The sequence below is a fragment of the Aureisphaera sp. genome (genome assembly GCF_059726885.1).
In genome coordinates, this window is the sequence record NZ_AP041051.1 from 2,920,424 (window position 1) to 2,933,389 (window position 12,966).

The following is a 12,966-nucleotide window of genomic DNA, read 5'->3' on the forward strand; positions in this document are numbered from 1 at the left end:
AAAAAGGCTGTTCTTATTGTGGGCAGCCTTTTCTATTTTTAATCGCGAATTGTAACATTCCTCTATTGTATTTCATCGATGTCATTTTACCCATTCCGCTAAAGCAGCATTTCACGTACAGCGTGAATAAGGATGAAGCGTATTTCCTGAAGCCAGGAATGCGCGTTTCGGTGCCTTTCGGAAAATCGAAAATATACACTGCCTTGGTGTATGGGGTACACCAGAACGAGCCGCCCACCTATGAAACCAAGAGCATAGATCAGATTCTGGATGAAACCCCATTGGTAACGGAGACGCAATTAGCACATTGGGAATGGATTGCCAATTATTATATGTGCACCTTAGGCGAGGTGATTAGGGCCGCATTGCCAAGTGCCTTTTTATTGGAAAGTGAAACCATTATTACCAGGACCCAAAAGGAACCTCTTACCGACGGTGACCTTACCGATGAGGAGTTTATCGTACACGAAGCCTTAACCCATCAATCTTCCCTTCATATAAACGATATAAGAAGTCTTCTGGATCGCAGCAATGTAGTAAGGGTAATACAACAGCTTTTAGAAAAGGGGCTCATTACAGTACAGGAAGAAATATACGAACAATACAAACCACGACTAAAGCGATACCTCCGCATAACCTCTCCTTTTTCTGATGAGGCATCCCTTCGCGAGTTATTGGATACCCTTACAAGGGCACCAAAACAGCGACAGGTTTTAATGACACTGTTCATGCTCTCAGCCACACAGGATCATGTGGAATCGACCGAACTTCAAAAAAAATCGGAAAGCAATGCATCTGTACTGCGTACCCTTATTGATAAAGGTATTCTTGAAGAGTATTACCAGCAAAAGGACCGTGTGGAATACAAGGGCGAGGCACCCAATGATGTTAAAAAATTGAGTCCGGCGCAGGAAACAGCTTTGGCTGAAATTGAAACGGCTTTTGAAGGAAAGGGTATTACCTTACTGCATGGTGTAACCTCTAGTGGCAAAACGGAGGTCTATGTAAAGCTCATTGATACTATGCTGTCCACAGGAAAACAAATCCTGTATATGCTTCCCGAGATTGCCCTTACGGCTCAACTCATTGGTCGATTGCAACACTATTTTGGCGAAAAGGTGGCCGTGTATCATTCAAAGTATTCATTGAACGAACGGGTGGAGGTATGGAAGAATGTCTTGGAACAAAAATCCAAAGCCCAAATCGTGATTGGTGCAAGATCGTCGCTGTTTTTGCCTTTTCGGAATTTAGGATTTGTGATTATCGATGAGGAACACGAACCATCCTTCAAACAATACAATCCCGCTCCAAGATACCATGCTAGGGATGCAGCTATCGTGCTTGCTGGTTTACACAAGGCAAAAGTACTATTGGGTTCTGCGACGCCTTCTTTGGAAACCTATTACAATGCCCAAGAAGGCAAATACGGCCTTGTAGGGCTCAAGGAACGCTATGGGAATGTAATGATGCCTGATATTGAATTGGTAGATATACGCGATAAACTGAAACGCAAACGTATGAGTGGCCGATTCAGCGATCGCTTGCTGGAAGCCATGGAGGAGGCGTTGGGTGAAAAAGAACAAATTATTCTTTTTCAGAACCGTAGGGGGTTTTCCCCCGTCGTGGAATGTACCACTTGCGGGGTAGCACCCCAATGTCCCAATTGCGATGTGAGTTTAACCTATCATCAGCATCGTAATGAATTGCGTTGTCATTATTGTGGTTATCAAATGGCCATGTTAGTATCCTGTATGGCGTGTGGTAGCGATACCTTAGATCCCAAGGGATTTGGAACAGAGCAGATTGAAGAGGAACTGATGGGGTTGTTTCCGGATCATACCATTGCCAGAATGGATCAGGATACCACTAAAGGCAAGCATGCCTATGAAAAATTGATTGAACGCATGGAAAATGGGGAGATCGATATCCTTGTGGGCACCCAAATGCTTGCCAAAGGCTTGGATTTTAGAAAGGTAAGTTTGGTGGGGGTAATGAATGCGGACAATTTGCTGAATTTCCCGGATTTCCGTGCCCATGAACGAAGCTATCAATTATTGCAACAAGTGTCAGGTAGGGCCGGTCGTACGGAAAAAAGGGGAAAAGTCATTATACAGAGTTACAATCCACTCCATCAGATATTACAGCAAGTAAGTACCAATGATTATGATGGGATGTATGTCGAGCAGACCGAAGAACGGTATCAGTATAAATATCCGCCCCATTACAGAACCATTCGTATTACATTTAAACACAGGAATTTTGGAACCATGCAAAAGGCTTCCGTCTGGTTTGCCGAAGTACTTCGACTGCAGTTAAATGAACAGGTGCTAGGACCAGAAAGTCCTGCTGTGTCAAGGATTAGAAACGAGTTTATATCCAATATCCTTGTTAAAATACCAAAGCAACAGTCCCTTCAGAAGACAAAAACATTTATTCAGAAGGTGCAACAACGGTTTCATTCCCAAAAGGAATTCTCCCGGGTGAAATTAATTGTAGATGTAGACAATTATTAGTTACGCATGGAAGCGGCAAGGGCTTCTACCAAATCGGCCTTTCTGTTACGACTTAATGGCAGTTGCTCATTTTCCAATTCGATCACCTTGCTGTTATAGCGCTCTACTTTATCCAAGTTCACAATATACGATTTGTGAATTCGCAGGAATCGTTCTTTGGGAAGGAGTGCTTCGAAAGCCTTCATGGTGGAAAGAACGACCAAGGCATCATGCTCGGTAACCAATTTCACATAATCTCCCAAAGCCTCAATATAGCGCAGTTCGTTCAAGAATACCTTTCTTTTCTTAAGGTTACTCTTCACGAAGATGAAATCTTCATCATCGAAACCATCTTCATTACGCATTTTGTAGTTTACAATGGCCTTGTGCACTGCATTTAAAAAACGTTCTTTGGAAATAGGTTTACGCAGGTAATCTACAGCGTCATAATCGAACGCCTTGAAAGCATATTTCGTTTTTCCGGTAACGAAAATGATCTGTGGCTTGTGGGTAAGATCATCTAATAGGTCGAAACCTGAAAGAATAGGCATTTCAATGTCCAGGAAAATTAAATCTATCTCTGTAGTGGCCAACCCCATTTTGGCCTCGATAGCATTATTGTATTCTGCAACTAGATCCAAGGATGGATGGTTCTCAATAAGCTTTACAATGGAAAGCCGTTGCAGGGTAGAGTCATCTACTATAGCACATTTTAGTATAGGTTTATCCACGGTAGTAAGGTTTAGCTCAGGACAATATTAATAAAAAAAATCGACGAAATGCAACATTTTTTAACTTTTAACGAATAAAATGAGCCTTTTATCGCAGCTTGTAAGAAAAGCTGAAATGTTGCGTAGCGTGTTTGATTATTGGATTTATTGTAGTACTTTTGCACGCTCTTGGCATGGTGCTGAGGGTAATTAATTAAATTCATTTACATGAAACATTACGAAACTGTTTTCATCTTGAATCCCGTTTTATCTGAAGAACAGATAAAGGAAACAGTAAAGAAGTACGAAGATCTTCTCGTTTCTAAAGGTGCTAAGATGGTATCTAAAGAAGATTGGGGGCTTAAAAAATTAGCCTATCCAATCCAACACAAAAAGAGTGGTTTTTACCATTTGTTTGAGTACACCGTACCCGGTGAAGGAATCAACGAATTAGAGGTTGAGTTCAGAAGGGACGAGCGCATAATGCGTTACCTTACTGTAGCTTTGGACAAGTACGCTGTTGCTTGGGCCGAAAAAAGAAGAAACCGTAACAAACAAAAAGCATAAGGTATGGCATCTATAGAACAACAAGCAAAAGGAAAGAAGGACGGAGAGATTAGATATCTTACTCCTTTAAATATAGAAACCACAAAAGCTAAGAAGTATTGTCGTTTCAAAAAGTCTGGTATTAAGTACATAGACTACAAAGACCCAGATTTCTTATTGAAGTTCGTAAACGAACAAGGAAAGATTTTACCTCGTAGACTTACCGGAACTTCTTTAAAGTATCAGCGTAAGGTAGCCGTTGCTGTTAAAAGAGCACGTCACTTGGCCCTTATGCCATACGTAACCGATTTGATGAAATAAAAAGCAGATAGAGATTATGGAACTCATTTTAAAGAAAGATGTAGACAACCTTGGCTTTACAGACGATTTAGTAACTGTAAAGAATGGATATGGAAGAAACTTCTTGATCCCTCAAGGATATGCAGTTTTGGCAACTCCATCTGCTAAGAAAGTATTGGCAGAGACGTTAAAACAACGTGCATTCAAAGAAAAGAAAATCGTAGAAGACGCTCAGAAGCAAGCGGATAAATTGAACGGTCTTGAAATTAAGATCACTGCAAAAGCAGGAGAAGCAGATAAATTATTTGGTTCTGTTACTAATGCCGATTTAGCGGATGCTTTGGAAAAAGAAGGCGTTTCTATCGAGAAGAAATTTATCACCATCGCTGGTGGAACTATTAAGCGAACTGGAAATTACGACTCTAAAATCCGTTTTCACAGGGATGTGATCGCAGATTTCTCTTTCGATGTAATTGCAGAAGCTAAGTAATAGCGAAATTATAATTTTTGAAAACCGCTCAAATTTTGGGCGGTTTTTTTTGGTTATGAAGTATACAAGACTCACCAAGGAACAATTAGAGGAACTCCATCCGGAGTTCATTAACTTTTTGGCCTCACAATCCATCACAGGGGAGGAATGGTCAAAAATCAAAAAAGAACAACCCCAAGTGGCTGAAGATGAGCTAGATGTTTTTAGCGATCTTATATGGGAAGGTGTTCTTAGCAAGGCAAGCTACCTTCAAAATGCATCGCCAAATCAATTATTCCTTTTTCATACAGGCATTAAGGAGATGCAGCTTATTGTGGTTAAAACAACCGTTTTACATATAGATCTTACTACAAAGGAAGGTTTGCAATGGTTGCAGGCAAACATTCAAAAGGATGGGGTCGAATTATTCACGGCCTCCAAGGCATATGGGGAAGATCGTAATATGGATATTTTCAAACTCATTCAGCAAGGGGCTACCATTACCAACGGAACCCTTTACAATGCCTTGTCAGAATTTCTTGGGAATTAATTATCCCGATCTTCAAAATCCTCTTTTTCCTTTATTCGTATCCTCCTTATAACAAGGTAGACCAAAATAAAGAAAATCGCCACCATGATGAGGCCTTGAAAGAATAGCATTCCCTTATCCATTACTTCAATTTTACAGCCGTTCCGTAGGCTAGGATTTCAGACGCTCCCTGCATAATCATGCTTGTGGTGAGTCTCACATTAACAACTGCATCTGCACCCAAACGGTTGGCATCTGCCATTAGGCGCTGTATGGCCTGTTCCCTTGCTTGTGCCTGCAGTTTGGTGTATTCCTCAATTTCACCCCCAACAATATTCTTTAGGCCGGCAAAAATATCGCGTCCTATATTTCTGGCACGCACGGTACTTCCGCGGGCTATTCCAAGTGTTTCTACAATTTCCCTATTGGGCACGTTATCCGTGGTTGAAATAATCATATGATAAGAATTTATATTATAAACAGACATTTTATTCGTAGCGTAAGCTTGCAATCGGATCTAATCTGGCGGCTTTTTGTGCTGGATACAGACCAGAGATAAGTGCCACCAAAAAACTCATAATGACCGCCCAGATCATAGCGGTCCATGGTATAACGAAGGCTACATCGAAGAGGGAAGCAATACCATAACCAGCGGCCACCCCGAAAATCACCCCCAAAAGACAACCAAACTGCCCTATAACGATAGACTCGATAAAAAACTGGGTAGAAATGGTGGAGCGTTTGGCGCCAATAGCCTTACGGACACCAATTTCCCGGGTCCTTTGGGATACGGTAACCAGCATGATATTCATAAGTGCGATAGAAGATCCCAAGATGGTAATGATGCTGATGATCCATGCAGATACCCGTAAAACATCCGAAACCTCTGCAATGATGTTTATTAGGTCCTCGCTCCGCTGAATCCCAAAATTATCCTTTTCTATCGGCTGTAACTTTCGCACGTTCCGAAATACTTTTACGGCCTCCTCCTGTGCAAATGGCAACATCGAGTTTTCATCCACCCGTACACTAATGGTGTAGTTTATATTGGGTGCCGTGTAAATACCCCTTGCCACTTGTATAGGGATAATGACCTTTAAATCCTGATTGTTTCCGAAGGAAGATCCCTTGGATTCCAAAACCCCGATAACTTTAAATTTGGCGCCACGAATACTAATGGTTTTCCCAATGGGGTTTTCAAATTCAAACAAATTCTTTAGGAAGTCGGAACCTATGACGGCTACTTTAGAGTTGTTCTCAATATCAAAATAATTCAATCCACGACCCATTTCGACCAGACTACCGGTGTTCGTCACATAATGCTCATTTACACCATATACCTGAACTTCCGGGTCCGTTTTTTTGTTTTCGTATTTCACCTCGGCGGTCGATGTGCCCCGAAAAGAAACCGATGTTTGCGAAAATGGATAGTCGTATTTATCCAAAAACCCGCGAACGTCGTTATAGGAAATCACAGGGTTAATTTTCTCACGTTCACCGCCACCCCTTTGTATGCTGAATTCGTACCGTTGTATATTAAAGGTATTGGAACCCATAGTGTCGAAATCCTTTCCAAAAACTGCCTCCATAGCATCCACACCACTTAGGGTGCCCACCAAGGCCAAAATCCCAAAACTGATGATGAAAATCGTCAGGATGGTCTTCAGCAATTGGCTCCTTATGGATCCCAAGGCAATACGTACGTTTTCGCGAAACAATCCGAACATGGAGAGGACAATTTATTTTGTTAGACTATTGTATTTTGATAAAGTTACAACTTAGCTATTATTTTAAGATATTTGCAAGGTCTAAAAATGAGTTAAAAACACAGGCGATCCCGATACTATTCGTTTCTCGAATAATTCGATCACCGAATACGATAGATATTTTGTCAAAAAAACCATCCATACCCAAAGGAACACGCGATTTTTCACCTGCAGAGGTGGTGAAACGCCAGTACATCATGAACACCATAAAGGAGTGTTTTACGACCTATGGTTTTCAGCCCATTGAAACACCGAGTTTTGAGAACAGTGAAACCTTGATGGGAAAGTATGGGGAAGAAGGGGATCGGTTGATTTTTAAAATCCTGAATAGTGGGGATTATTTTAAAAGTTTACAAAGTAGCAAAGCTAACACAGCTATTTTGGCAGTTAACTATATTCAAGCTTATGATAAGTTGACAATGAAAATAGAAAATGGATATGAATTTGATGCTGCTGTTAATGAGATTATTGAAAGTTATTTTATCAATGAAGAACAAGAATTAACAAATTTTGTAAAAGAAACCTTTCAAAAATTGCGAGAGAGACTTTATAATTACAAGGGATTAAACGAAACAGGAAAAGAAATAGAAAGGCTAGATGCTTTTACACTTTTTTTTGGGGATTATTTGCGAAAAGAATTTTTCAATTCGAAGACTGCAACACCTTTGATTTCCGAAAAAGCCCTTCGTTACGACTTAACGGTTCCTTTTGCGCGTTATGTGGTACAACATCAGAACGATATTGTATTTCCCTTCAAAAGATACCAAATGCAACCCGTTTGGCGGGCCGATCGTCCCCAAAAAGGACGTTTTCGTGAATTTTATCAGTGCGATGCCGATGTGGTAGGGAGTAAGTCCCTATGGCAGGAGGTGGAGCTGGTACAGTTGTATGATGCGGTTTTTAGCAAATTGGGATTAAGGGGAGCGGTCATAAAAATGAACAATCGTAAAATCCTGAGCGGCATTGCTGAGGTGATAGGTGCTTCAGATAAACTTATCGACTTCACCGTGGCTTTGGATAAACTGGATAAGATAGGAGAGGAGAAGGTCAAGGAGGAAATGCGAGGCAAGGGGATAAGCGACACTGCCATTGAAAAAGTACAACCCTTGTTTGAAGCATCCGGAAGTGCCTCTGATAAGCTGAATTTATTGAAGGATTTATTGGCTTCCTCAGAAACCGGAACCCAGGGAATTACCGAAATGGAATTTATTGTCAGCAACATCGATGCGCTGGGATTGGACGCTGCAAGCTTAGAGATCGACGTAACCTTGGCTCGTGGCCTCAACTATTACACAGGGGCTATCTTCGAGGTAGCGGCTCCTGAAGGTGTGCAGATGGGCAGTATTGGAGGCGGAGGCCGTTACGATGACCTTACGGGTATTTTTGGGTTGAAGGATATAAGCGGTGTAGGGATTTCTTTCGGGCTGGATCGTATTTATTTGGTGTTGGACGAATTGAATCTGTTTCCAGAAGCAGTTTCGGCTACCACACGTGTCCTGTTCCTGAATTTTGGTGAGCAAGAAGCGTCTTATGCTATGAAGGCCGTTAGTGCACTCAGGACACAAGGTGTCTCTTCTGAACTATACCCCGATGCCGCTAAATTCAAAAAACAGATGACCTATGCCGATCGCAGGGCTATTCCTTTTGTAGTGTTGGCTGGGGAGACCGAAATAGAAGCAGGGACCTATACCTTGAAGAATATGGAGAGCGGAGCGCAAGAGTCTTTTGGGTTGAACGAACTTCTAGAGAAACTACAGTAACTGTTCATGAGCGATCTAGTGGACATCGATAAAAGTATATCGGGTAGAATGCGAAAGGTGGGCATTCCCGCGCTTCGTATTTCGTTTGCCATTATATTTATTTGGTTTGGAATTCTGAAACCCTTCGGATTATCCGCAGCAGAACCTCTGTTGAAAGCAACAGTAGCTTGGCTACCCTTCGGGACTCCGGAAGTCTGGCTTCATGTAATTGGTTGGTGGGAAGTGGTTATTGGAATTTGTTTTGTATTCCGTAAAACGACTTGGATTGCCATCCCGTTATTATTCCTTCAAATGGCAGGGACTTTTATGCCTTTGGTGTTTTTACCGGAAGTGGTGTATCAGAAACCCTGGGCGGTGTATCTTCCTACCATGGAAGGGCAGTACATCCTTAAAAATGTAATGATAATCTCGGCGGCTTTGGTGGTAGGTGGAAGTAATGGTAAGCGTTCTGTGGGATAGGCTACAAATAGTTGGGGCCGAAACGGATAAAAAATATTGAATATTATTGTTGTAAAAGAGGGTATAGTTGCTATCTTTGCAACCGCAATTTGGCGAGGTAGCTCAGCTGGTTAGAGCGTCGGATTCATAACCCGGAGGTCGCGAGTTCAAGTCTCGCTCTCGCTACAGGCAAAAGCCCGATACGATAGTATCGGGCTTTTATATTTTCAACTCAGAAGTTTACTTCGAAGAGTTAGAAAATATAAAAGACTTTAAACGCAAAGCGTTCGGGTTTTGGAATGTAAAGCTTCTTAATCAAGACTAGCGAATCGCACTTTTATGCGATGAGCAATTCTCGCTCTCGCTACAGGCAAAAGCCCGATACGAAAGTGTCGGGCTTTTATATTTAGATTCATGAAAACAATTTTTAAGTGGGGATAAAAAATGCCCCCTAGCCATAAACGACAAAGGGGCTTGGACATATTAACCTCTATCCAATCATGAAAACTCAATTAACTAATAGTGACAATCCATGTTTTTTATTGAAAAAGCTTTCAAAATGCGCTATTCGTTCAATATGTATAGGAGATCCATACTCTAAGTCATAATCGTCCTCCCCCCATATTTGTATTTTGTTCATTGATAAATTTTTAATATTCATTGGCGGTCCCTTGGTATCGATTTGTTTTTTTAGTTTTCGATCCTGAAAGCAACAGACCGATTACTAAGTAACAAAGGGCCACAAACAATAGGGTCAGTTTTGTTCTCATTAATTTATTCTTTAATAATTCGCTTGGTAATCGACCCAATCTCCGTTGTAACCTTTATGAGATATACCGCAGAGGCTAACTCATCAAGGTTCACTTCCAGATTATCCAACCCATTTCCTACTAGACAATAGACCGTACGGCCTTGTAAATCATACAAGTGCACATGCTGGATTCCAGCTGTTGGGGATACTATATTTAGAATTCCATGGGTTGGATTAGGGAATATGGAAATGCCGTTTAAGGAAGTTTCATGATTCGAGAGAATGTCCGAAACTTCAAACGATAAGGTGAAACGACCCTTTGAATCACCTGCTGCACTTCTAAAATAACAGTCCCCTTCTGAAAGCTTAGTGGCTAAGTTCAAAGAATTATCTGTTAGATGCACTGTGGCCTCGCTTATGCGACTCCCAACAATATCTGATATGGTTGAGGCGTATGGAATGGTATACACATTGGGAGTACTGTGAGGGTTAACAGCGCCATAGACCGTAGGTTTAGTAACAGTACCATTATATAAGGTTTCAATGGCATATGCAAAATTGTAAGGTCCATTTGCAGGATCCGTATAGGAATCCTGCGGACGGACGATATAACCCCTTCCGGGTTCGATGGCCCCTCCCGCCATCTGTACCCAGAAGTCGCCGTAATCATCGGCAAAATTTGTTGCTCCTTGTGTTACATCGGGATGCGGAATAAAATATTCTGGGATATGGTCCAATACAAAGAATGTAGAATTAAACACATCTGTGCAGGACAATGAGTTCATAGGACTCCCCATTCCCATGAAACCCTTTGTTTGAAGCAGGGAGGTGGTCACATTTACATTAGTGCTACCATTACAATTTGTGTGGTTCTTTTGAATCCCACCTACTATAGAAAGGGCAATACATTTTATTGATGGGCTTTCATTCATGGGCCAATTTTTCATTGACTGCAAATTACGCACGAATTAATAGGGGTGAAATACGAAGCAGTACGTAAATAATACGTACTGCTACGTAGATGAGTTAAATATTTGATTATTAGGGAAATACTGGGTCGTTAGAATACCTAAAAGGGAAAGGAGGCAGTCGTTTCACCACCCAAAAAGCAACGGTACTAAGTAGTAATCTAGGTAGGCCGCTAAATTGTACTATTAATCTAACAGTTAAAGTATTATTTCGGAGGGTTCTCAATTCCTATCGCATTTTTATAAACTTTACTAGCGACAAGGTTAATATATTCTTCAATATCTTCGATGGAATCATTTTCATAAAAATAATGTCCATCCGGTATAATACCCTTAAAGTGCTTCGGAAGTATATGTACAATTTGGGTACGAATATGCTTTTGTTTAATTGTATTGGCTATATCTGTAGCAGAAAGGTATGAAAAGTCATGCTCCAATAGCGCAATGAGGGGATGATGCAATAATATATAGCCTAATGCTTCAAAAGCGTTGTAAACGACTTCCGATATTTCTGTGCCTTCCTTTTTCAGTCCAGCTTCAATTTCTTTTGCGTAGTCCCAATTTCTGTGAGCTAGCAAAATTAGTTGACTCTTTGCATGCGACATAATCTCTATTTGCTGGGTCAAATAACACTAATCCTTGAATTTTATACAATACGGATCAACACGTAATTTATACGTGATACTACTTATAGCTCGGCGATGGTATTTTTATTGGAAATGGCCCAGTTGGTAAGGGCATTTGTACCTCCTTCTAACTCCAATTTAATGATTATGTTACTTCGATGCTTTTCGACGGTTCGCTTCGAAATATAAAGAGATTGTGCAATATCCACGGTTGACACTTGTTGCGCCACCATTTTAAGTATGATTAGCTCTGAAGGGGTCAGTAATTGAAGTTTTTTAAGTTCTGATTTGACGGCATTTAGTGCATTGGCTTTAAAGGAACGGCTGTAATATTGTTCATCAATTAACACGGCTTCAATGCATCGCTCTATATCGAAAAAAGAATCCTCTTTTAGTAAATAGCCATTAATACCAAGTGCTTTGGCCTGGACAATATATTCTGATTCTTTGTGAAATGATAGTACGATAAATTTGGTTGCACTTCCTTTTTCCTTTGCCATTTTAATGACATCGAATCCGTTGAGCAAAGGCATGTCTATATCGAGAAGTGCTAGGTTGGGCTGCTCTTTTAGAATAAGTTCCAGCGCTTGCACTCCATTGGTGGCCTGCCCCAAAATAGTGTAACCGTTGGCATCTAATTCTTCATAAAGCCCTTTGAGCAGCATGGGATGATCGTCTGCTAAAATTAGAGTGGCATTTTTGCTGTGCATACTTACGGGGATTTCTAGAAAGTACTATTAGGTTTTGTTAAGTTAAAGGTATTTGTTTATCAGGTAAATAGCAATAAAAAAATGAGTGAAATTATTATGAATATCCCCAGTGTACAATCGATTATTTGTCTAATAATTCTGAAGGTAATTAATTGAACTTAATCCACATTTATCAATGTCCCGTTACCCGTTGTTTGGCTTGCTCATTCTTCCTATGGCACAGCTCACGAACGATTTGGCTTTTTTGGACAAAGGGTTTTTAGCACCATCTATAGGATACCCTAACTTAGATAGCGTCGATTCTATCTCCTGCAATTGATCTTCGGAAGCATGGTGTACGCCAACACAGGAATTTTCAAGACTTACAGACACCTTTGTTACTCCAGAAAGACGTTGCAACGCATTCATAATGGTTTGCGCACAACCACCACATTTTAGGTTTTGTATGTATAACTCTGTTGTCATAAATCGGATTTTGTTACACAAATATACCTCGGGTATTCTTGTAAAAACATGACTATGATCAATGTCATATTTTTTATGATTTAAGGCCCTTAGTTTTGGGTCATCATAAAATTAGATGCTATGACAATTTCTATTCAATATGTAAAAATGCCCAACAGTGAAACCATGACGGAATTCACTATTGAAAAGCTTCAAAAACTTGCGAAAAAATACCAATGGTTAATCAGTGCCACGGTTCATTTCAAATTGGCGCAAGATACATCCGGGGTTAATAAGGTTTGCGAAATTGAATTAAGCGCTCCAGGTCCAAGGATTTTTGCCACTTCTAAAGAGAAAAACTTTGAAATGGCTGTAAAAGAGACCATTTCGGATCTAGAAAAACAGCTTAAAAAACGCAAATCTATTTATTCGACTCATTCCTAATCTAAAAAAACAA

At 40.6% G+C, this 12,966-nt stretch carries 16 protein-coding genes and 1 tRNA gene; 9 read left to right on the forward strand and 8 right to left on the reverse strand.

Features of this window, described 5'->3' with window-relative positions; translation table 11 throughout:
- The first annotated feature begins 65 nt into the window (after positions 1-65).
- On the forward strand, positions 66-2,513 hold the full coding sequence (gene priA / locus AC6JAD_RS12920; RefSeq protein WP_461303621.1) for a replication restart helicase PriA: 2,448 nt from the start codon (positions 66-68) through the stop codon (positions 2,511-2,513).
- On the opposite strand, the gene AC6JAD_RS12925 is transcribed toward priA, so the two are convergent.
- Positions 2,510-3,223: a LytR/AlgR family response regulator transcription factor gene (locus tag AC6JAD_RS12925; protein WP_272861979.1), complete on the reverse strand. Its 714-nt coding sequence runs from the start codon at positions 3,221-3,223 to the stop codon at positions 2,510-2,512. The two genes, priA and AC6JAD_RS12925, sit on opposite strands and share 4 nt — an antisense overlap.
- 207 nt (positions 3,224-3,430) lie before the next feature.
- On the opposite strand from AC6JAD_RS12925, the gene rpsF reads away from it, so the two are divergent.
- From rpsF to AC6JAD_RS12945, 4 genes are read left to right on the forward strand one after another with little or no spacing between them, the layout of a single operon-like run.
- Complete coding sequence (rpsF, locus tag AC6JAD_RS12930; protein ID WP_461303622.1) at positions 3,431-3,769, forward strand: 30S ribosomal protein S6; 339 nt, start codon at positions 3,431-3,433, stop codon at positions 3,767-3,769.
- A 3-nt stretch (positions 3,770-3,772) separates the two neighbouring features.
- The gene (gene rpsR / locus AC6JAD_RS12935) at positions 3,773-4,069 is read left to right on the forward strand and encodes a 30S ribosomal protein S18 (protein ID WP_461303623.1); all 297 of its coding nucleotides are present in this window, start codon (positions 3,773-3,775) and stop codon (positions 4,067-4,069) included.
- Positions 4,070-4,085: 16 nt separating this feature from the next.
- On the forward strand, positions 4,086-4,538 hold the full coding sequence (gene rplI / locus AC6JAD_RS12940; RefSeq protein WP_461303624.1) for a 50S ribosomal protein L9: 453 nt from the start codon (positions 4,086-4,088) through the stop codon (positions 4,536-4,538).
- A gap of 55 nt (positions 4,539-4,593) precedes the next feature.
- A complete protein-coding gene (locus AC6JAD_RS12945; RefSeq protein ID WP_461303625.1) occupies positions 4,594-5,067 on the forward strand; it encodes a DUF6495 family protein in 474 nt (157 codons plus the stop codon).
- Here AC6JAD_RS12945 and AC6JAD_RS12950 read toward each other — a convergent pair.
- Genes AC6JAD_RS12950 through AC6JAD_RS12960 form a run of 3 tightly spaced genes read right to left on the reverse strand, consistent with a single transcriptional unit; the run spans position 5,064 to position 6,773 of the window.
- Positions 5,064-5,189, reverse strand: coding sequence for a hypothetical protein (locus AC6JAD_RS12950; protein ID WP_461303626.1), 126 nt, complete (start codon positions 5,187-5,189; stop codon positions 5,064-5,066). The genes AC6JAD_RS12945 and AC6JAD_RS12950 overlap by 4 nt on opposite strands.
- Positions 5,189-5,503 carry a YbjQ family protein gene (locus AC6JAD_RS12955; RefSeq protein WP_461303627.1) on the reverse strand — a complete coding sequence of 105 codons (315 nt, stop codon included), beginning with the start codon at positions 5,501-5,503 and terminating at the stop codon, positions 5,189-5,191. The genes AC6JAD_RS12950 and AC6JAD_RS12955 overlap by 1 nt, the downstream gene beginning before the upstream one ends.
- Positions 5,504-5,534: 31 nt before the next feature.
- On the reverse strand, positions 5,535-6,773 hold the full coding sequence (locus AC6JAD_RS12960) for an ABC transporter permease (RefSeq protein ID WP_461303628.1): 1,239 nt from the start codon (positions 6,771-6,773) through the stop codon (positions 5,535-5,537).
- A 161-nt stretch (positions 6,774-6,934) separates the two neighbouring features.
- Here AC6JAD_RS12960 and hisS point away from each other — a divergent pair, with 161 nt between their 5' ends.
- The 3 genes from hisS (at position 6,935) to AC6JAD_RS12975 (ending at position 9,196) form a co-directional block, all read left to right on the forward strand.
- Entirely contained in the window at positions 6,935-8,572 is a 1,638-nt protein-coding gene (hisS, locus tag AC6JAD_RS12965; RefSeq protein WP_461303629.1) for a histidine--tRNA ligase, read from the forward strand.
- Positions 8,573-8,578: 6 nt separating this feature from the next.
- The gene (locus AC6JAD_RS12970; protein ID WP_461303630.1) at positions 8,579-9,031 is read left to right on the forward strand and encodes a DoxX family protein; all 453 of its coding nucleotides are present in this window, start codon (positions 8,579-8,581) and stop codon (positions 9,029-9,031) included.
- Positions 9,032-9,122: 91 nt separating this feature from the next.
- A tRNA-Met gene (locus AC6JAD_RS12975) sits at positions 9,123-9,196 on the forward strand.
- A gap of 588 nt (positions 9,197-9,784) precedes the next feature.
- Here AC6JAD_RS12975 and AC6JAD_RS12980 read toward each other — a convergent pair.
- The 4 genes from AC6JAD_RS12980 to AC6JAD_RS12995 all read right to left on the reverse strand — a co-directional run bounded on the left by AC6JAD_RS12980 (position 9,785) and on the right by AC6JAD_RS12995 (position 12,530).
- Positions 9,785-10,708 carry a T9SS type A sorting domain-containing protein gene (locus AC6JAD_RS12980; protein WP_461303631.1) on the reverse strand — a complete coding sequence of 308 codons (924 nt, stop codon included), beginning with the start codon at positions 10,706-10,708 and terminating at the stop codon, positions 9,785-9,787.
- Between the two features lie 227 nt (positions 10,709-10,935).
- Positions 10,936-11,334, reverse strand: a complete 399-nt coding sequence (locus AC6JAD_RS12985; RefSeq protein WP_461303632.1) for a hypothetical protein — start codon at positions 11,332-11,334, stop codon at positions 10,936-10,938.
- Positions 11,335-11,417: 83 nt separating this feature from the next.
- The gene (locus AC6JAD_RS12990) at positions 11,418-12,065 is read right to left on the reverse strand and encodes a response regulator (RefSeq protein ID WP_461303633.1); all 648 of its coding nucleotides are present in this window, start codon (positions 12,063-12,065) and stop codon (positions 11,418-11,420) included.
- Between the two features lie 183 nt (positions 12,066-12,248).
- Positions 12,249-12,530, reverse strand: coding sequence for a heavy-metal-associated domain-containing protein (locus tag AC6JAD_RS12995; RefSeq protein WP_461303634.1), 282 nt, complete (start codon positions 12,528-12,530; stop codon positions 12,249-12,251).
- 120 nt (positions 12,531-12,650) lie between these two features.
- Between AC6JAD_RS12995 and hpf the strand changes: the two genes are divergently transcribed.
- On the forward strand, positions 12,651-12,953 hold the full coding sequence (hpf, locus tag AC6JAD_RS13000) for a ribosome hibernation-promoting factor, HPF/YfiA family (RefSeq protein WP_461303635.1): 303 nt from the start codon (positions 12,651-12,653) through the stop codon (positions 12,951-12,953).
- The last annotated feature ends 13 nt before the right edge of the window (positions 12,954-12,966 follow it).